Source organism: Aeromonas sp. FDAARGOS 1414, assembly GCF_019047065.1.
Lineage (GTDB): Bacteria > Pseudomonadota > Gammaproteobacteria > Enterobacterales > Aeromonadaceae > Aeromonas > Aeromonas veronii_A.
In genome coordinates, this window is sequence record NZ_CP077210.1 from 2,187,682 (window position 1) to 2,205,606 (window position 17,925).

15 protein-coding genes are annotated in these 17,925 nt (G+C 61.5%); 4 read left to right on the forward strand and 11 right to left on the reverse strand.

Going from position 1 to position 17,925, the window contains the following annotated elements; all coding sequences use genetic code 11:
* Positions 1-2: 2 nt before the first annotated feature.
* Genes I6L44_RS09595 through I6L44_RS09615 form a run of 5 tightly spaced genes read right to left on the reverse strand, consistent with a single transcriptional unit; the run spans position 3 to position 5,453 of the window.
* Complete coding sequence (locus I6L44_RS09595; RefSeq protein ID WP_216954246.1) at positions 3-3,167, reverse strand: efflux RND transporter permease subunit; 3,165 nt, start codon at positions 3,165-3,167, stop codon at positions 3-5.
* Complete coding sequence (locus I6L44_RS09600) at positions 3,160-4,200, reverse strand: efflux RND transporter periplasmic adaptor subunit (RefSeq protein WP_216954409.1); 1,041 nt, start codon at positions 4,198-4,200, stop codon at positions 3,160-3,162. The genes I6L44_RS09595 and I6L44_RS09600 overlap by 8 nt, the downstream gene beginning before the upstream one ends.
* A 41-nt stretch (positions 4,201-4,241) precedes the next feature.
* Positions 4,242-4,712 carry a YeeE/YedE family protein gene (locus I6L44_RS09605; protein WP_163128095.1) on the reverse strand — a complete coding sequence of 157 codons (471 nt, stop codon included), beginning with the start codon at positions 4,710-4,712 and terminating at the stop codon, positions 4,242-4,244.
* Positions 4,713-4,725: 13 nt separating this feature from the next.
* Complete coding sequence (locus I6L44_RS09610) at positions 4,726-5,139, reverse strand: YeeE/YedE family protein (protein WP_216954248.1); 414 nt, start codon at positions 5,137-5,139, stop codon at positions 4,726-4,728.
* Positions 5,139-5,453 (reverse strand): helix-turn-helix transcriptional regulator, encoded by a 315-nt coding sequence (locus I6L44_RS09615; RefSeq protein WP_182927555.1) that lies wholly within the window; start codon positions 5,451-5,453, stop codon positions 5,139-5,141. Before I6L44_RS09615 ends, I6L44_RS09610 begins: the two co-directional genes overlap by 1 nt.
* A gap of 88 nt (positions 5,454-5,541) precedes the next feature.
* Between I6L44_RS09615 and I6L44_RS09620 the strand changes: the two genes are divergently transcribed.
* From I6L44_RS09620 to I6L44_RS09630, 3 genes are all read left to right on the forward strand, one after another.
* Complete coding sequence (locus I6L44_RS09620) at positions 5,542-5,727, forward strand: DUF2892 domain-containing protein (RefSeq protein WP_201990468.1); 186 nt, start codon at positions 5,542-5,544, stop codon at positions 5,725-5,727.
* A 422-nt stretch (positions 5,728-6,149) separates the two neighbouring features.
* Positions 6,150-6,554, forward strand: a complete 405-nt coding sequence (locus I6L44_RS09625; protein ID WP_201990470.1) for a hypothetical protein — start codon at positions 6,150-6,152, stop codon at positions 6,552-6,554.
* 228 nt (positions 6,555-6,782) lie between these two features.
* Entirely contained in the window at positions 6,783-7,511 is a 729-nt protein-coding gene (locus I6L44_RS09630; protein WP_201990472.1) for an MgtC/SapB family protein, read from the forward strand.
* Between the two features lie 91 nt (positions 7,512-7,602).
* Here I6L44_RS09630 and I6L44_RS09635 read toward each other — a convergent pair whose 3' ends face one another.
* The 5 genes from I6L44_RS09635 to I6L44_RS09655 all read right to left on the reverse strand — a co-directional run bounded on the left by I6L44_RS09635 (position 7,603) and on the right by I6L44_RS09655 (position 14,081).
* The gene (locus I6L44_RS09635) at positions 7,603-8,613 is read right to left on the reverse strand and encodes a LacI family DNA-binding transcriptional regulator (RefSeq protein WP_201974204.1); all 1,011 of its coding nucleotides are present in this window, start codon (positions 8,611-8,613) and stop codon (positions 7,603-7,605) included.
* Positions 8,614-8,640: 27 nt separating this feature from the next.
* A complete protein-coding gene (locus I6L44_RS09640; RefSeq protein WP_216954250.1) occupies positions 8,641-10,056 on the reverse strand; it encodes a sucrose-6-phosphate hydrolase in 1,416 nt (471 codons plus the stop codon).
* Complete coding sequence (locus tag I6L44_RS09645; RefSeq protein WP_216954251.1) at positions 10,056-11,420, reverse strand: sucrose-specific PTS transporter subunit IIBC; 1,365 nt, start codon at positions 11,418-11,420, stop codon at positions 10,056-10,058. The genes I6L44_RS09640 and I6L44_RS09645 overlap by 1 nt, the downstream gene beginning before the upstream one ends.
* A gap of 83 nt (positions 11,421-11,503) precedes the next feature.
* Positions 11,504-12,460 (reverse strand): aminoimidazole riboside kinase, encoded by a 957-nt coding sequence (locus I6L44_RS09650; protein ID WP_216954253.1) that lies wholly within the window; start codon positions 12,458-12,460, stop codon positions 11,504-11,506.
* A gap of 115 nt (positions 12,461-12,575) precedes the next feature.
* Positions 12,576-14,081 (reverse strand): carbohydrate porin, encoded by a 1,506-nt coding sequence (locus I6L44_RS09655; protein WP_216954255.1) that lies wholly within the window; start codon positions 14,079-14,081, stop codon positions 12,576-12,578.
* 1,192 nt (positions 14,082-15,273) lie between these two features.
* Between I6L44_RS09655 and mgtE the strand changes: the two genes are divergently transcribed.
* Positions 15,274-16,653 carry a magnesium transporter gene (mgtE, locus tag I6L44_RS09660; RefSeq protein ID WP_216954257.1) on the forward strand — a complete coding sequence of 460 codons (1,380 nt, stop codon included), beginning with the start codon at positions 15,274-15,276 and terminating at the stop codon, positions 16,651-16,653.
* Between the two features lie 117 nt (positions 16,654-16,770).
* On the opposite strand, the gene dnaJ is transcribed toward mgtE, so the two are convergent.
* A complete protein-coding gene (gene dnaJ / locus I6L44_RS09665) occupies positions 16,771-17,913 on the reverse strand; it encodes a molecular chaperone DnaJ (RefSeq protein ID WP_216954258.1) in 1,143 nt (380 codons plus the stop codon).
* Between the last annotated feature and the right edge of the window lie 12 nt (positions 17,914-17,925).

Genomic DNA, 17,925 nt, shown 5'->3' on the forward strand with positions numbered 1-17,925 from the left:
CGTCATGAGCGTCGGGAGAGTAGGGCATAATAGAGCAAGGGTATCACCACCAGGGTGAGCAAAGTGGAGACCAGGATCCCGAAAATCAGGCTGATGGCCAGTCCGTTGAAGATGGGATCATCGAGGATAAACAGGGCTCCGATCATCGCCGCCAGCGCCGTCAGCATGATGGGCTTGGCCCGCACCTGCGCCGCTTCGATCACCGCCAGCTCGAACGCTACTCCGGCGCTGTGCTGCTGCTCGATAAAGTCCACCAACAGGATGCTGTTGCGTACGATGATCCCGGCCAGGGCGATCATCCCGATCATCGAGGTGGCGGTAAACTGGGCTCCCAGCAGGGCGTGGCCCGGCATCACCCCTATGATGGTGAGCGGAATGGGAGCCATGATGATGAGCGGCACCAGATAGGAGCGAAACTGGGCTACCACCAGCAGATAGATGAGGATCATCCCCACGGCGTAGGCTAGCCCCATGTCGCGGAAGGTCTCGTAGGTGATCTTCCACTCCCCGTCCCACAACAGCGCCACCTCCCCCAGCTTGTCGGGCTGCTGCACGTAATATTGGGGCAGGTCGATATCAGCACCGGCGGCAAACATGCCGTAGAGCGGGCTGTCGGTATGGCCGCCCATGTCGGCCACCACCATCACCATGGGCTGCATGTTCTTGTGCATGATATAGCTGGGGGCCACCTCATCACGGCGACTCACCAGCTCGGAGACCCGCACCAGCTGACCGCTCTGGCTGCGCACCTTGAGGGCCAGCACACCCGCCAGATCCCGTTTGTCACCGGGGGCCAGTTCGATGCGGATCGACACCGGATACTTGGCGCCGTGACCCTGCAGCCAGCTGGCATCCTGATAACCCACCCCGCCATTGAGGGTGTTCACCAGGTCGCCGAGATCGACCCCGAGCAGGGCCGCCTTGCTGCGATCCACCACCAGCCGCCACTTGGGCTGCGGGTCGGTCAGATAGATATCCACATCCACCAGATCCGCCGTGGCCACAAAACGGGCCTGTACAGCGCGAGCGGCCGCTTCGCGGGCGGCCTGAGTCGGGCCATAGATTTCGGCAACGATGGGGGACCAGACCGGCGGGCCGGGGGGCACCTCAACGACTTTCAGGTTGCCCCCTGCCGCACTGGCGATGGCCTGCAGCGGCTCCCGAACCGACTGGGCAATCTGGTGGCTGCTGCGATCCCGCTCATGCTTGTCCACCAGATTGACCTGAATATCCCCCACGTTGGCGCCGCTGCGGATAAAGTAGTGACGAACCAGGCCGTTGAAATTGATGGGGGCGGCGGTGCCGGCATAGATCTGGTAATCCTTCACCTCTTCCACCTTGGCAAGCTCCCGCCCGACCGCCAGCAGGGTGCGCTCGGTCTGCTCCAGGGTCGCCCCCTCCGGCATATCGAGCACCAGCTGAAATTCCGACTTGTTGTCAAAGGGGAGCATCTTGAGCACCACCCACTGCACCACCGGCATGGCGGTGGCGGCCCCGACCAGCAGCAACACCACCAGCCAGAGTTTGCGTCTGGCGCGCTTGGCGCCATCACCGATCAGGAAAGGAGTCATCAGCCGGTGAAAAAGACCCGCCTTGGCCTCGCCGTGGGCACCGTGCACCGAATCCTTGAGCAAATGGCTCGCCAGCCAGGGTGAGAAGATAAAGGCCACCAGCAGGGAGATAAGCATCCCCATACTGGCATTGATGGGGATGGGGCTCATGTAGGGGCCCATCAGGCCACTGACAAAGGCCATCGGCAGCAGGGCCGCAATGACGGTCAGGGTCGCCAGTATGGTCGGCCCTCCCACCTCGTCCACCGCCCCCGGAATCAGATCCTTGAGCGCCCCCTTGCCCAAACCGCGATGGCGGTGGATGTTCTCCACCACGACTATGGCGTCATCCACCAGAATGCCGATGGAGAAGATCAGCGCAAACAGCGACACCCGGTTGAGGGTAAAGCCCCAGGCCCAGCTGGCAAACAGGGTCAGTGCCAGGGTGATGACGATGGCAACCCCCACCACCAGCGCCTCACGCCAGCCCATGCTCACCAGCACCAGCAGCACCACCGCCGTGGTGGCAAAAATCAGCTTGCCGATCAGGGTGTTGGATTTGGTCTCGGCGGTGACGCCGTAGTCCCGGGTCACCGTCACCTCGACCCCGGCAGGGATGAGCCGGTTCTGCAAACTCTCGACCCGCGCCTCCACCCGCTTGGCCACATCGACCGCGTTCTGGCCCGGCTGCTTGCCGATGGCCAGGGTCACCGCCGGATAACTGGCATGTCCCAATCCCATCCAGCTGCGTTTGGTCGGAGTCTCCTGACCCAGAGAGACCCTGGCCACCTCCCCCAGATAGACCGGCTTGCCGTCGTGCAGCCCCACTACCAGTTCTCTAGCCTCCTGCTCACTTTGCAGGAACTGCCCCACCTGCACCTTAATCTCACTGTTGTCTTGCTCGATGGCCTGTGTGGTGCCCACCTGATTGGCGGCCGCAAGGCGCTGACTCAGCTCGCCCCAGCTGATGCCGTGGGCGCTGAGGGCCGCCGGATCCGGCATCACCCGCAACACTGCGCTCTGGCTGCCCAGCGTGTAAATATCGCGGGTACCGGGAATGCGCTTGAGTTCGGTCTCCAGCTCATGGGCGACCCGGGTCAACTCGGGAGCCCCCAGTTGCTTGCTCCCCTCTTTGCTCCATAAGGTCAAACTGACGATAGGGACATCATCGATCCCCCGGGGTTTTACCAGCGGCTGACCGACCCCGATCCCCTGTGGCAACCAGTCGCGGTTGGAGTCGAGCTGGTTGTTGAGATCGACGATGGCCTGCTCGCGGCTTACCCCCACCTTGAACACCACCACCAGCAGGGCGCCATCGGGTTGGGAAAAAGAGTAGAGAGTATCGATCCCCTTTATCTGGGAGACCACCTGCTCGGCAGGGGTGGTAACGAGAGAGGCCACTTCAGCCGGAGTGGCTCCCGGGAAGGGAATGTAGACATCGGCGAAGGTGACATCGATCTGCGGCTCCTCCTCCTTGGGAGTCACCAGCACTGCAAACAGGCCGAGCAACAGCCCTACCAGCGCCAGCAGCGGGGTGATGGCCGAGCCCTGAAACAGCGCAGCCAGCCGACCGGCAGGCCCCAGCCTCTCCTTGTTGCCGTTCAGCTCGCTACTCATGGGCCACCTCCTGCTGCTGCGCCCAGGCATCGGGGGCCAGCTTGTCACCGGCTTGCAGACCGGCCAGGATCTCGCACTGCCCCTCTACGCAATGGCCGACCCGCACCGGCGTCAGGGCCCAGCCAGAGGGCTGCTGCAGATAGACGCCGTTGAACTCCCCTTGCCGCAGCAGGGCGCGATCCGGCACCTGCAACACCTGACGTTCACCCTGCTTGAGCTGCACCTTGAGCCACATGCCGGGCAATACCCCGGCGGTTTGCGGCGGCAAGTCGAGGCGCAACCTGAAGGCGTGGCTCTGGCTGTCGGCATAGTTGAAGCGGGTCAATTTGACCGGGGTAACGGCCCTGCCATCAGGCAGCAGCACTTGCATATCCGCAGGCTCACGAGCGAGCGAAAGGGCGGATTGGGGCAACTCCACCTCCACCCGCAAGGTGTCGAGGGAGAAGCCGGAGAGCAGCGGGGTACCGGGGGCGACAGTCTCCCCCAACTCCACCAGCCGTTTGGTCACCACTCCGGCGTAGGGAGCCAGAATGCGGGTATAACCGTAGGCCTCGCGGGCCTGAGTGAGAGCCGCATCGGCAGCGTTCACCTCGGCGCGGGCGGCGCGATCCGTCGCCTGGGCATTATCGAGCTGGGCGCGGGTGATCACCCCCTTGGCAATCAGCGCCTGAAAGCGGGCGAGCTGGCGCTCGGCTTCCACTTGCTGGGCCTGCGCCCGCGCCAGCCGCGCCTCGGCCCCCGTGACGGCGGCAAACTGCTCCTTGCCGCTGATCTCCAGCAGCGGCTGCCCCGCCTGCACCTGATCGTTCACATCCACCAGCATACGGGAGACCCGGCCGCTGGTCTGGGCCGCCACCGTCCCCTGATTGATGGCACTGACGGTGCCATCCAGCGTCAGCCAGTCGGTCACCGGCTGTGGCGCCACTGTCAACAAGGGCTCTGGCTCCCCGTCCGCGGCAAAGGCCCGGGGGGATGTCATGGCCTGCGATGTCATCACCAACAAGGTGATCCCCAGCAACCGGATCTTTTCCATCATTACTCTCCTTCCCTGGCGTAATCTGTCACTTCACGGGATCAGGCGGTATGGGACTGGCGCACCTTATCCACTCCCGGAACTGGCGCCTTGGTCAGCACCCTGGCCAGCCCTCTGTCAAACAGCAAGATCCCGGCCACCATGGCCGCTATAAACAACATTATCATGGGCTGCCCGCTGGAAATGAGACTCAGAGCAGGCCCCGGGCAGATGCCCACCAATCCCCAGCCGATGCCAAACAGCGCCGCCCCGCCGATCAGCCGGCGATCCAGCCTGGGGGCCGGTACGGCAGCGATGGGCTCCCCCAGCACACTCTGGCGACGGGGTTTCACCAGCAGAAAGTAACCCGGCATAAAGACCAGCAGGGCGCCCCCCATCACAAAGGCGAGGCTGGGATCCCAGGCCCCGGCCAGATCGAGAAAACCGGTGACCCGGGCGGGATCCATCATGCCGGAGATGGCCATCCCCAGTCCGAACAACACACCCGCAAACAAACTTGTCAGCAACTTCATGGCAATCAGCCCCTTACAGCAGATGATGAGTGACGAAGACGGTGATAAAGCCAGCCGCCATAAAGGTGAGGGTGGCGACGATGGAGCGCAGGGAGAGCCGCCCCATGCCACAGATGCCGTGGCCGCTGGTGCAGCCATTGCCAAGACGGGTACCGATGCCGACCAGCAGACCGGCCAGCAGCACTACAAGCCAGCCGGGCAAGGTGGTGAATGCGGGCATGGTGGCCCAACCCAGAGTCAGCGCCAACCAGGCGCCCGCCCCGAGCCCCAGCAGAAACAGCACCCGCCACGGTGCACGGTGTTGCAGCGCACCAGCCAGAATGCCGCTGATCCCGGCCACCCGGCCGTTGAACAACATCAGGATCAGGGCCGACAGCCCCGCCAGCATGCCACCGCCCAAAGAGAGCAGCCATTGGCTTTCCATCATCAAGATTCCTTATTTTCCGAGTGACAAAAATGGGTTTGCAACGCTCCCAGTACATCGGCCGCCACCTCGCTCACCAGCGAGTAGTAGATCTGCTGGGAGACCTTGCGCGAACGGATCAGGCCGTAGCGCTTGAGCACCGACAACTGCTGGGAAAACGCCGACTGCCCGAGTTGGCTATGGGCCAGCAGCTCCCCGACCCCCTTCTCCCCCTCCACCAGCTGGCAGAGCACCATCAGGCGTTCGGGATGAGCCAACGCCTTGAGCAGGGAGGCGGCGGCTGTCGCATGTCTGTTCATCTCGTCGAATTGGCTCATAAGAGTAAATTAGCAATTGCTGATATTTGTTCTATTGTATAAAACAACACTAAATTAGCAATATCTAAAGTAGATAAGGAGAAAGACCATGACAGTAGATAACGGAGTCAGAATCGTCGCGGGTTGCATGTTGCTGCTCTCGCTTATCCTTACCACCTGGGTTCATCCGGGCTTTGTCTGGTTGAGTGCCTTTGTCGGGGTCAACCTGATCCAGAGCGCATTCACCGGTTTCTGCCCGGCCGCCATGCTCCTCAAGCGCCTGGGGCTGAAGTAACAGGTCGCGCAAGACAGGGGCGGTCCTGCTAGCGGGGCGTCATCGCGCGGCGATGGCTATCGTCGCTCCCTGATGCTTATGGAGGTAGCCAGTCGGCCCCATTATTGACAAACTTGTATCTAAATGTTGCTGGAAGGTCGATAAGGCTTTACCTCACCGCTCTGGATGAGTACCATTTTGCCGTTCTTAACACAGCGGAGACCATCAGTGGGCAACTCATCAAGTGACAGTTGTAGACCGACCCTCATCGTCGGTACCAAGGTCGCGAGCTAGCCGCAGGTCTTTCTCTGCCGCATGCTCGCAACCCTGCGAGAAGCGGAAATCCACTCCCCTCTTCTCTTTTTTCACACTTGACGTCAGGTGATCTGGCTTTGCCATGACACCTTGCCTGCATAGTTTCTGCTTCCCACAAGGAGGCTGCTATGCGTTTTATCTCAATCAAACCGGCTGCGGATCGCGTGGTCGCAACAGGTTCTGTTGCACCCCGGGCTCACCCCCTGCTGAGCAAGCTGGGGCGCGGCATATTGCCACGCTGGCTGGGCGGCAAACCGCGCCAGCACCACTATAGGCTGCAGATCCGTTGCGAGGATCGCGCCGATATGGAGCAAGTGCTGGATATGGTGAGCCACACCCTGCAACCGGCCGGACTGCAACCGATGCAATCGATGAAACCGGGTCGCAGCGGCGGGCGAGAGCTGGTGCTCAATGTGCACTGCACTCCACCCCAGCGCCGCTATCTGGTGCAGTTTGTTCATCAGGTCGGAGTAGCGCATCCGGTGCGCTGGGAGCTGCGTCCGCGCATCGACACGGCTCCCGAACTCAACTGACGCGCATCCTGCTGCACTAACGACCGTTCAGGGGGCCAGCCACGCTGGCCCCACTTGTTGCGTCCTCTCCGAGCGTCAGGGCATCTGATGATGCTCGCGCCCCGGAAGCTAAACCCGGGACGCTGCGTTTTTCTGCTGGCCATCCGCTCAATCCCCCTCTGATCCATCCGCCACCCGGCGTTTCATCATGGATTGTGCCAAGCCAGCGTTCATAAGAAGGAGTACGCCATGAAGATGTGGCAACAACTAGACATGCTCTCACTGCTCGACACTCTGGCTAGCCTGCTGCTCGCCTTTGTGCTCGGCAGTCTGGTCGGGCTGGAGCGCCAGTACCGCCAACGTACCGCGGGCCTGCGCACCAACGTGCTGGTCGCCGTGGGAGCCGCCCTGTTCGTCAGTCTGGCCCAGCGAATCTATGACCTGCACGGCGGCAACTACAACGTGGTCCATGTGGTGGCCTATATTGTCTCCGGCATCGGCTTTCTCGGCGCCGGCGTCATCATGCGCGAGTCGGGCAATATCCGTGGCATCAACACCGCCGCCACCCTGTGGGGTGTAGCTGCGGTCGGCGCCGCCTGTGGCGCCGGGCTCGCCATGGAGGCCATTCTGGGTGCCCTGTTCGTGCTGGCCGCCAACACCCTGCTGAGACCGCTGGTCAACCAGATCAACCGTCGCCCGGTAGACAATCTGGACACAGAAGTTACCTACAAGGTGACTGCCCTGACCCCGCGCGAGCATCAGAAGGAGGTGCTGCACTGGCTCGAGGAGATGCTGGAGCAGGCCAACTATCCCATGAGCGAGCTCGACATCGAGCCGTTTGGCGAGAGGGATCTGGAGATCTCTGCGGTGCTGCTGGCTACCTCCATCGATGGCGACGAGCTGGATGCCCTGATGGTGAAACTCGGCATTCATCCCCATATCAAGCAGATATTCTGGCGCGCCAGCACCACGGATTGAGTTGTCGATCAGAGTCATGGCTCCATCCACCAACGGCAAAAAGCCCCGCCAGCAATGGCGGGGCTTTTTCATATAGATGGGCGAAGAGTGGCTAGCGGCGACTGCGCCAGCGCACCCTGGGGGTGATCACCTGGGCAGTCTGCGCCGGGGGATTGCCCGCAATCAGTTGCTGCATCAGCTCGAAAGCGGCGTGGGCCAGCGCCGGACAATCCTGCGCCACCGAGTCGATACGCATGGGGATGCAGTCGAGCAGGTCGTGATCGTCGAAGGTGCACAGCCGCATCCCTGTCTCCATCAACCCCGCCTCGTTGAGGTAGCGCAGCACCCCTTCCAGCAGGGTAAAGGAGGCGGTAAAGAGCCCCCTTGGGGGCGCCCCCAGCTCGGCCACCAGCTCGGCCATCAGCTGATAACCGGAGCTCGGCTGATAGTCGCGATGGCGCACCCGGGCTGCATCGGCTTCAAAACCGGCGCGATGGAGCCCCAGCTCATAGCCCGCCAGCCGGTGACGGCTGGGGGAGAGATCCAGCAAACCGCCGAAGTAGTAGATCTCCTCGCCGCACTCGCTGGCCATGTCCCGCACCAGCTCGGCGGTGGCCTTGCAGGCATCGGAGATCACCATGGGCAGGCGCGACTCGCCAATATGGCGGTCGAGCTGCACCACCGGCAGGCGGTCGTGGATGCGGGCATAGATGTCATCGCTGTGGCCGCTGGAGGCGACAATCAGCCCATCCACCTGGCGGCTGATGAGGTTGTCCACCACCCGCTGCTCGAGGGCGGGATCATCCTCGGAGCAGGCGATCAGCAGCTGGATGCCCGCCTCCCGGCAGTGGGCCTCGAGGGCGCGGGCGATGCGGGCAAAACCGAAGTTGGTGAGATCGGGGATCACCAGCCCCCAAGTGTAGCTGCGGGTCTCGCGCAGGGAGCGGGCGTGAAAGCTCGGCAGGTAGTGACACTCCTCCGCCACCGCCTGAATGCGCTTGCGGGTATCGTCGGCAATGCGGTACTCCGCACTCTTCCCGTTGAGCACCAGACTGGCGGTCGCCTTGGACACCCCCGCCAGTTCGGCGATCTGGGCAATCGTGATCCGTTTCTTCTTCTCCACCTGGCCTCCCGGCTGACTAGAACCGGGCTATTGTACTAGGCACGCCGACAGCGGCCAGTGATTGAGGCAAATTTTGCAGCCATCATCGCCGTTACCTGATGAAAGTTGCGGTTTTTCCCCAGGAAAGTAGCGCGCAGACAGGCTGTGCCGCCCTTCATCGATGAAACACTCCAGACTGGAGCGATCACACAGCACGGTGATCCGCCCGCCAGCCCATGGGCTGCTGCGGGTCTCCCACACCCCGCTCTGCCAGTTCTGGCGCCGCAAGGTGATGCGCCCCGGCTGCCACACCAGCTCGGCCACGGCACCGAACCAGAGACTCCCCTCACCGCAGAGATCCAGATCGAGCCAGGCCGAGTCGATGGCCAGCCCCGGAAACTCGCCAAGCGTCCCCTCGAAGCGGGTCAGTTCTCCCTTGAGCGCCGCAAGCTCCGCCACTGGCCGCTGGCAGAGCCACTCATCCTGCCAGAACAGCTCCCGCGGGCAGCTCATCTGGTGGATCCAGCCGTGAGCGATCGTAGGCTGGCTCATCTCGTTCTCCTCCGGCAGCCCCAGCCAGCCGAACAGGAGGCGGCGCCCCTGACTGTCTCGGGTGGTTTGCGGCGCATAGAACTCGAAGCCCCGATCCAGCTCGTGGAAAGCCCCGTGGGCGAAGCGCTCGCCATCAAAATCGCCCGCCAGCCAGCCGCACTGGTAGAGGTTGCGATAATCCTCGCCCGCCGGGGCAATCCCCTGCGGGCAGCTGATCAGCACATGGCGTTCCCCCAGCGGGAAGAGATCCGGGCACTCCCACATATAGCCAAACTCACCCAGCTCCCCTCGCCCGCTACCGGCGATGGGGCCCACCCGCTGCCAGCTTTGCAGGGTCTCGCCGCGATAGAGCAGCACTTCCCCCTTGTCATCCAGGGTGCGGGCTCCCAGCACCATCAGCCACTGTTTGCCGTCGTGCCACACCTTGGGGTCGCGCACGTGGCCGCTGTAGCCTGCGGGTAGATCCAGCACCGGCCCCAGCTTGGCAAAACCACCCTCACCGTCGGCGCGGGCCAGACACTGATAGGCGGTGCGGCTGCCATCCGGGTATTTGACATTGCCGGTGTAGATAAGGGTCAGACGCCCCTGCTCGTCGCTCACCGCAGAGCCCGAATAGCAGCCGTGGCTCTCATAGGCTTCGGTGGGCAACAGCGCCACCGGCTCGTGCTGCCAATGCAGCAGATCGGTGGAGGTGACATGGCCCCAGCCCTTGTTGCGGTGCTCGCAGCCCAGCGGATTCCACTGGTAGAAGAGGTGGTAGCGCCCGTCGTGCTCGATAAAGCCGTTGGGATCGTTGAGCAGCCCCACCGGGGCTGCCAGATGCCAGCGGGGCCGATGGGGATCGGCCGCCGCCTTGAGCTGTCCGGCCAGCAGCGACCGGACAATCTGGTTGAGAAGATCGCTTTCCTTCATCACTCCACCTTGTATTTGAGCAGGTAGGAAGCGGCGAAGGCGGCACCAAAGGCGATCACCAGCCCGATGATGTAGTGAATAAGGCTCATGGGCTGGACGATGGCCATGCCGGGAATACCGGTCAGCCCTACCGCCGTCATCCCCACCTTGGCCGCCACCACGTAGGCGCCGCCGCAGGCCCCGCCAAACAGACCGGCAAGGAAAGGTTTGATATAGCGCAGGTTCACCCCGAAGATGGCAGCCTCGGTGATGCCCAGCAGGCAGGACATGGCAGCCGGCACGGTAATGGCCTTGATCTTCACATCACGAGTCTTGAAGTAGACCGCGAGGCAAGCCCCACCCTGTGCCACGTTGGCCATGGCCCAGATGGGCAGCAGGAAGTTGACGCCAATTTGCGGATTGGCCAACAACCCCGCCTCGATGGCATGGAAGCTGTGGTGGATGCCGGTGATGACGATAAGCGAGTAAGTGCCGCCAAACACCAGCCCCGCCAGCCAGCCCGCCTGCTCATAGAGGGCACTCAGACCGAACGAGATGCCATCCCCCAATACCCGACCCGCCGGGCCGATAAAGAGCAGCGCCACGAAACCGGTGATGATGACGGTCAGGAACGGGGTGAGGATCAGATCCAGCGCATCCGGGATGCGCTTGCGCAGCTGTTTCTCCAGATGGGACATAAACCAGACCGCCAAGAGCACCGGGAAGACGGTGCCCTGATAGCCGATCATGGCCACATCCAGCCCGAAGAAATCCATGGTCTTGAAGCCACCGGCCACGCCCCAGGCGTTGGTCAGCGCCGGGTGGGTGAGGATGCCGCCAAGGGTCGCCCCGAGGTACAGATTGCCGCCAAACTCCCGCGCCGCCGTAAAGCCGATGAGGATCGGCAGTATGATAAAGGCCGCCGAGCTGAACATGTCGAGCATCACAAACAGGGCGCTGTCGGCATTGACCCAACCGTAGGTGCGCACCATGCCCAGCAGCCCCATCAGCAAGCCCGAGGCGACGATGGCCGGAATGATCGGCACGAAGATGTTGGAAAGGGTTCGCGCCAACCGCTGGGCCACGTTGAGCTTGGCCGCCGCCATGTCGGTCAGCTCAGCCTTGCTGGCGGTGCCGGTACCGGTCAGCGCCACAAACTCCGCATAGACCTTGTTGACCAGACCGGTGCCGAAGATCACCTGAATTTGGCCCGCGTTGCTAAAGCACCCCTTGACCCCCTCCAGCTTGTCGATGGCGGCCTTGTTTACCTTGCTGTCATCGGCCAGCACCAACCGCAGCCGGGTGGCGCAGTGGGCAGCACTGACGATATTCTCCTTGCCCCCGAGCAGGGGCACCAGATCCTTGGCTATCGCACTGATATTCATATTCTTCCTCTTATGACCCGCCACGCTGGCGGGCCCTAGTCACATGAGAGTAGGGGCTGTCGAGCCGGGCTTCTAACCTCAGCTCAACAGCCGCTTGCGCCTGATCGCAAAAAGGCATCCAGTTCGGTGCGGGTCGGCAGCGCAGTCATCGCCCCCTTGGCGGTGGTGGCGAGCGCCCCGCAGCCGTGGGCCTGAGCCAGGATGGCGGGTAGCTCGGCCATGGTTGGCAGCGACGAGCGCCCGGCCAGCGCCGCCAGCAGCCCGGCGACGAAGGCATCCCCCGCCCCCGTGGTGTCGATGGGGGTCACTCTCTGCCCCACCCACTCCAGCAACTCGCCATCAAGGCGAGCCACCACCCCGGCCGCACCCTGGGTCACCAGCACCAGCGCCGGGCCAGAGAGAGTGGCAAGCCCAGCGACCAGTTCATCCTCTCCACTCAGCAGTTGCAGCTCCTCGATGGAGAGCTTGACCACATCCGCCTGTGCAATTGCCTGACGCACCAGCGGCAGCATCTCGGCAGGGTTGCCCCATACCTCGGGGCGCAGGTTGGGGTCGAAGCAGACCCGCCCGCCTGCCGCCTTGATGTCCGCCATGGCCTGCAGGCAGCTGGTGCGTACCGGCTCGTTGGCGAGCGCGATGGAGCAGGTGAGCAGCCACTGACCGGCCTTGAAGCGGGGCAACTCATTTGGGGTGAGGAACTGGTCGGCGCTGGGGCGCACCATAAAGGTGAAGCTGCGCTCCCCCTCGTCATCCAGTTCTACCAGCACGGTAGAGGTGCGATGGTCAGGATCGAGCCGCAGCGCACCGATATCCACCCCCTCCCCACTCAGGATATCGGCCATAAAGCGGCCGAACGGATCGGCTCCGACCCGGCCGATAAAGGCCGCATCGCCACCCAGCCGTGCCACACCAACCGCCACATTGGCGGGCGCGCCACCCGGACACTGGAGGTAGTGCAACGCCCCTTCCGGGATCAAGTCCACCACCGCATCCCCCATTACCCACACACGATTCGTCACCTTGCTACTCCACTGCTGCATCGGATCCACGGTCAAACCCGAACTCTGTTCTGTTGGCTGGCATTATCAGCTAAACCGTTTTAGCTAACCAACAGATCTCGGCACCGGTTGCCATTTTTGTGATCGGGATAACGAACTAGAACCAGGTTTCCATCTGCACACCAAAGTTCCACTCGCCACCGGCGGTGAAGTTGCTCTGGCCCATGGCATCGTCGCTGGCGTAGTTGTCGAGCTCGGAGGACCAGTCCATCCAGCTGGCGAACACCCTAAGCTCGGGACGTTCGAAGAAACCGGCGGTTTGCGCCTTGAAGGTGGGGGCGAAGGTGAGCTTGGTGAAGTTGCCGTTCACCGCCTGGCGTCCCTTGTAGCCCTTGGGATCGAGATCCATGTACTGCCAGGCCGCCTCGTAGACCAGCTCGACGTTCTGGCTCAGCACCTGCGCCACCCGAGTATTGAAGGTGAGCCAGCGGTACTCGTCCCCTTTCACGTAGCGATCCTGACTCTGCTCGGCCAGCAGGGCCGGGGCAAAACGCCAGCGCGGATTAAGATCGGTAGCGCCAAACACGGCGACCCGCACCGCATCGGCGTCCGGCAACAGCTCGCTGTCAGAGCCCAGCCCCTTGACCTCGGCCCCCAGCCCATGACCGTACAGCACCGCCGCCTTGGCAAAACCGGGGTTGAGGCCAAAGAAGCTCTCGCCGTGGTAGGCCAGCAGGGTGTGTGCCCCCTTGTCCGCCGCCTCGCTGCCCGCCCCCTTGTCATTGATGCGGGCGTCATTGTCCTTTGCCGAGAGACCGTTCACCATCCACTGCCAGTTACCGACGCGGTTGTTCATGGTGAGGATGTAGCTCTCGATATCGGAGAGACCGCTGGCGCTGATGTCGCCGTAATCGCGGCCATAGAGAGAGAAGTTGGCCTTCCAGCTATCGGCCAGCTGCACGTCGTAGACACCGCCGCCGGTACCGGCTAGGAACACCACGTCGGAATCGAGCCAGTGGATGTCAAAGTTGTCGCGATCAAAGCGCTTGCCCGCCCACAGCACCGCATTCTTGAAGGGGCCGTCGAAGCTCGCCAGATTGCCGATCTCGGCAAACACCTGACGGGTATTGAGGCTCGAATCGCTGGCGGTCCAGTCGTTGCTGGTCTCCACCCCGTCTGCCAGCATCAGCTTGTAGCGGGCCCAGCTGCCATCCTCGAAGGTCTGGGTTTTCAGCAGGTTGGCCTCCATATAGGTGTCATCCTCATTGCCAAGGCGACCGACGGCCCCGCCCACCGAACCGGCTGGCGTGATGTAGGGGCCGCCGCGCCCGCCGTTGCCATTGCCGTTGACCAACAGGCCCGAGCGGGCGTAGCCGTGAAACTCGAAGCCCTGGGCACCTGCTGTCTTCTCATCCATCTTCTGGCTGCGGTTGTCGGCCGCCTGCGCCTGCTCACTCGCCGCGCTCGCCTTCACTTCCGCCTGACTGGCACGGCTCTCTGCCGCCTCGGCTCTCGCTTCGGCTGCCTGTACCCGCGCCTCCAGCGCCGCCAATCTGGCCTCGACACTCTCACCTGCAATACTCGCCTGCGCCGCCCACAGCGGGCTGCTCATCCCCAATCCCAGCGCTACCGCCAGCGCCAACTTGCTCTTGAACATCATCATCTTCCTCACCTGTCATCTGTGGCCCGGACGGGCGCTGTTGTTATCGACAGCCAGAGCATAGCTAAACCAATTTAGCCAACTCAATATGACAACTAAACCGTTTCAGCAACAGTGTGAGCGGGATAACATTTGTACAGCAGGAATTGGCGGGAGTTGTGAGGAGGATCCCTCATCAGGATCCACTCAATAAGGCGGATCCCGATTCTGCGAGCAGCGACCCTGACAATGTGAATAGGAAGGGGGGCACCTCACCACCAACCGGATCAGGGTGCTGGCGATGGGTCTGCCAGGTATCGGCATACCCTATGCGTCATTCTGTTGGTGGAGATTGTTACACGCATTACACCATCAGGTTCGGCTACAAAGCAGCGTAAATAATACCGATCACGCATGCGATATGGCTGAATACGCGACATTCCTGTCGTTCAATTACCAAAATATCAATAAAGATGTTTCTAAATGTTTCTGGCGGTGGATTAATTATTTACCAATAAGAACCATTCCAGTAGCATCGCAGCATTGATTAATAACGGAGACCATCAGTGGGCAATTCATCAGATGACAGTAGGTTGTTGAGCTCGTCAGCCAATACCTGAGTCGCGAGATCCCCGCAGATTGTTCTGCCGCTATCTCGCACTATGCGGAGAGCGGTTTATTTGCACCTGAGTGCAATTCCTTCCCTGTATTCACTCGATGTCTGTTACTGACGCCATCCAATGCTACAGACTGGATGCGTAAATAATGCCTGCATGGGTCTTCTCCTGATATCAGGGTCACCATGTCATTACCACTGTTACCTCATCACGCCATGTTTTTCCGCCTCTGGCGTGCGTCAACGATGGCGAGCCTCTATCGCTGCAGGTCAGTAACCACAAGGCTTTTGACAAGGTGGCATGGGAGATGGCAACAGCCGCTAGCCGGGCGACGACCGTCCCGCGATCCGCTCCACCTTCATTTACTTGTGCCGAGTGCAACACCTGTTCATTCCCCATGCGTGGCTATTGACGGGTAAGCATATGACGATTCTTTACATCAATCAGGAGGTGTGTCATGGACCCTGACCCTGGAGCCGGTATCGGCGACTAGTCCGGATTAATTTTCGGGCGTTATTTCCTTATCTATTTTTGCTGATGTGATGTCAGTCGGAATTATATTTTCTATTTTCCAGGCTGATGTATTAAAGGATATATAAATGCAATACCAAGATATTCACCAACAACTGTATGTACTGCTGCAAAACAAGGATCGTATGGGGATCCAGAGCCTCAGCCTGAATATTCATGAGGTCGATCTGGCACAAGCGATAAACCGCCTGACAGATAAACATATTCATACCTTTCTCAATCTGGTTCCTGCATTGCGTGCCGCACGCATCTTCCGCCATCTGCCCAGCGATATTCAGGCCAGCCTGGTACGTTCCATGGCCAAGCCCCAATTGGAGGAGTTGTGTACCCGCCTATCCCCCGATGACAGAGCCGATCTCTACAATCGTCTGCCCGCAGCCTTGCGCCAGACCCTGCTCGATGCGATGACAGATGAAGAACGTGAGGATACGCAACGGTTGGCCTCTTACCCGGAAAACCTCGTCGGCTCCATCATGAGCTCGGATTGTGCCAGCCTGACGGCTGACATCACTGTGGGAGAGGGGCTGCAACGGCTGCGCAGCACTGCTGCCGACAGGGAGAGCATCTATACCCTGTATGTCGTGGATGAAATGCGCCGCCTCATCGGGGTTGTCTCCCTGCGCGAACTGTTTCTCGCCGACAGCAAAACCCCCATCTCGGCCATTATGCAGCGCGAGCTGGTGAGTATTCAGGCCGATGCCCCCAAAGGCGAAGCCGCGGAGATGATCGCCCGTTACAACCTGCTGGCCCTCCCCGTATTGAATCAGGATCAGCAGTTGCTCGGCATGGTGACCGTGGATGATGCAATGGATGTTGCCGAAGAGGAAGATGCCAACCGGATTGCCCGCTTCGGTGGTACGGCTGCGCTGGGAGGTCCCGAACTTGATCTTCGCGCATCCAGCACCTTTAACATGTTCAGCGCCCGATTCTTCTGGCTGGCGGTCTTGACCGTATTCGGCATACTGACCAGCAATCTGGTCGCCGCTCAGGAAGAACTCATCAGCGAAGTACTGATCCTCGCAGCCTTTATTGCCCCTATTATCGACATGGGGGGCAACTCGGGCAGCCAGTCGGCCACCTTGGTGATCCGGGCAATGGGCATGGGTCAGATCAAGCTGAGCATGCGTGACTTCTTTTTCGTGCTGCGGCGCGATCTGCCCGTCGCAATGGCTCTGGGGCTGGGTGTCGCCCTGCTGGAAGGGGTGATGGCATTCTGGAGCAAGAGCATCGGCTGGGACATCGTCATGATTGTCAGCCTCTCTGCCATGACGGTGACTGTGGTTGGCAGCCTGCTTGGTCTGGTCCTGCCGTTTGCCGCACGGAAGATGGGGACTGATCCGGCAACCCTCAGCTCCCCCATGCTCACCTCGATCATGGATCTGTTGGGCGTGCTGATCTATTTTGGTTTCGCCTATGCCTTCCTCGGTGGGTCACTGGCTGCTGCCTGACAGCGCACAGCAGATGGGGGCAGCCAAACCACCGCCATCTCCGATAGTTCAAGATAAGAGAGAGAGAGGGAGGCATCACGCCTCCCTCTCTCTTTATATCGACACGGGTCTATGCCATCACTTGGTCAGATCGTCGAAGAAGCGTTTCACCCCTTCGAAGAAGCCTTCCGATTTCGGCTTGTGGGTCTTGGCAGCGGCGCCGCTGAAGGATTCGTCCAGCTGGCGCAACAGCTCTTTCTGCTGCTCGGTGAGGTTGACCGGAGTCTCGATCACCACCTTGCACATCAGATCCCCTACCTGGCCGGAGCGCACGGACTTCACGCCCTTGCCGCGCATGCGGAACATCTTGCCGGTCTGGGTCTCCGGAGTGACCTTGAGCTTGACGCGGCCATCCAGGGTCGGCACTTCGATCTCGCCACCCAGGGCAGCTGCGGTGAAGCTGATGGGCACTTCGCAGTAGAGGTTGTTGCCGTCACGCACGAAAATTTCGTGCTCTTTGACGTGCACCTGTACGTAGAGATCCCCTGCCGGAGCCCCTGCCTCCCCCGCTTCCCCTTCACCGGAGAGACGGATGCGATCGCCGGTATCGACGCCCGCCGGAATTTTCACCGACAGGGTCTTGGTGCGCTGGTAGCGACCTTCACCGTGGCACTTGCGGCACGGATCTTTGATGATCTTGCCGCGACCGTGACAGTGCGGACACGCCTGCTGCACCGCGAAGAAGCCCTGACGCATCTGCACCTGGCCGGAGCCGTGGCAGGTCGGGCAGGTCTGGGCACTGCTGCCGGTGTGGGCACCGGAGCCGTTACAGACTTCACAGTGAACCAGGGTCGGCACCTTGATCTCCTTGGAGACCCCGCGCACCGCCTCTTCCAGCGTCAGCTCCATGGTGTAACGCAGGTCGGAGCCACGGGCCGGGCCACGACGGGCACCACCACGGCCACCGCCGAAGATGTCACCGAATACGTCACCAAACATGTCGGCGAAGTCGGCACCGCCGCCAAAGCCACCGTGGCCACCGCCACCCTGGCTCGGGTCGACACCTGCATGGCCGTACTGGTCGTAACGGGCACGCAGGTTGGCATCGGTCAGGACCTCGTAGGCTTCCTTGACCTCTTTGAACTTCTCTTCGGATGCGGCATCACCCTGGTTACGATCCGGGTGATACTTCATGGCCAGGCGCTTGTACGCCTTCTTGATCTCGCGATCGTCGGCATCTTTCGCCACACCCAGTACTTCGTAGAAATCGCGCTTCGACATACTCATCCTGTG

Excerpts from the sequence above, each read along its gene's own strand:
- I6L44_RS09595 (WP_216954246.1), bottom strand. The coding sequence starts at position 3,167 with ATGAGTAGCGAGCTGAACGGCAACAAGGAGAGGCTGGGGCCTGCCGGT.
- I6L44_RS09600 (WP_216954409.1), bottom strand. The coding sequence starts at position 4,200 with ATGGAAAAGATCCGGTTGCTGGGGATCACCTTGTTGGTGATGACATCG.
- I6L44_RS09605 (WP_163128095.1), bottom strand. The coding sequence starts at position 4,712 with ATGAAGTTGCTGACAAGTTTGTTTGCGGGTGTGTTGTTCGGACTGGGG.
- I6L44_RS09610 (WP_216954248.1), bottom strand. The coding sequence starts at position 5,139 with ATGATGGAAAGCCAATGGCTGCTCTCTTTGGGCGGTGGCATGCTGGCG.
- I6L44_RS09615 (WP_182927555.1), bottom strand. The coding sequence starts at position 5,453 with ATGAGCCAATTCGACGAGATGAACAGACATGCGACAGCCGCCGCCTCC.
- I6L44_RS09620 (WP_201990468.1), top strand. The coding sequence starts at position 5,542 with ATGACAGTAGATAACGGAGTCAGAATCGTCGCGGGTTGCATGTTGCTG.
- I6L44_RS09625 (WP_201990470.1), top strand. The coding sequence starts at position 6,150 with ATGCGTTTTATCTCAATCAAACCGGCTGCGGATCGCGTGGTCGCAACA.
- I6L44_RS09630 (WP_201990472.1), top strand. The coding sequence starts at position 6,783 with ATGAAGATGTGGCAACAACTAGACATGCTCTCACTGCTCGACACTCTG.
- I6L44_RS09640 (WP_216954250.1), bottom strand. The coding sequence starts at position 10,056 with ATGAAGGAAAGCGATCTTCTCAACCAGATTGTCCGGTCGCTGCTGGCC.
- I6L44_RS09645 (WP_216954251.1), bottom strand. The coding sequence starts at position 11,420 with ATGAATATCAGTGCGATAGCCAAGGATCTGGTGCCCCTGCTCGGGGGC.
- I6L44_RS09650 (WP_216954253.1), bottom strand. The coding sequence starts at position 12,460 with ATGCAGCAGTGGAGTAGCAAGGTGACGAATCGTGTGTGGGTAATGGGG.
- I6L44_RS09655 (WP_216954255.1), bottom strand. The coding sequence starts at position 14,081 with ATGATGATGTTCAAGAGCAAGTTGGCGCTGGCGGTAGCGCTGGGATTG.
- mgtE (WP_216954257.1), top strand. The coding sequence starts at position 15,274 with ATGCAATACCAAGATATTCACCAACAACTGTATGTACTGCTGCAAAAC.
- dnaJ (WP_216954258.1), bottom strand. The coding sequence starts at position 17,913 with ATGTCGAAGCGCGATTTCTACGAAGTACTGGGTGTGGCGAAAGATGCC.